At 72.9% G+C, this 664-nt stretch carries 1 protein-coding gene; it reads left to right on the forward strand.

Annotated features, from left to right (window positions below):
- Positions 1-134: 134 nt before the first annotated feature.
- A partial coding sequence (locus D5H75_RS40740) for an alpha/beta hydrolase (protein WP_119931985.1) occupies positions 135-664 on the forward strand: 530 nt, incomplete at its 3' end.

Genomic DNA, 664 nt, shown 5'->3' on the forward strand with positions numbered 1-664 from the left:
TGGAGGCCGTGCAGGAGAACGAGGAGGTGGTACCCGTGAACGCAGTATCGACATGGGTGCTCCCCTCTGGGGTCACGGTCGGGCGATAGGTCGTCCGGGAGCGCCGTTCACGCGCATACCCGGAAGGCACGACCTTGCGATTCACTTCTCAGCAGCGCCTCGACGACGGCGTCGCCGAACGCGAATTCACCCTCGGCGAGATCCCCGGCATCCTGTGGACGCCCGCATCGGCGTCCGCGTCCGCGCCGGTCCCGCTCATCCTGCTCGGCCACCCCTCGCCCGGGCTGCGCAGGATGTACCCCCGGCTGGTGGCCCGGGCCCGGCGCGCCGCGGCCGACGGCTTCGCCGCCGCCACCATCGAACTCCCCGGCAGCGGGGACCGTCCCCGCCTGCCCGGCGTCGAGCAGGCCGGCGCCGACCTGCGCCGGGCCCTCCAGGCCGGCGACCCGGTCAGCGACGAGATCATCGACGCCCTCGTCCTCCCGCTGGTCGACAAGGCGGTCCCGGAATGGCAGGCCACCGTGGACGCCCTGCTGTCGCTGCCCGAGATCGGCGGCCCGGTCGGATACTCAGGGGGAGTGATCTCCATCGGCATCCGCCTTGCGGTGGCCGAGCCGCGCATCGTGGCCGCCGGCCTCTTCGCCGGGAGTTTCGTGCCCCGCAC

This window comes from Bailinhaonella thermotolerans (assembly GCF_003594875.1).
GTDB lineage: Bacteria > Actinomycetota > Actinomycetes > Streptosporangiales > Streptosporangiaceae > Bailinhaonella > Bailinhaonella thermotolerans.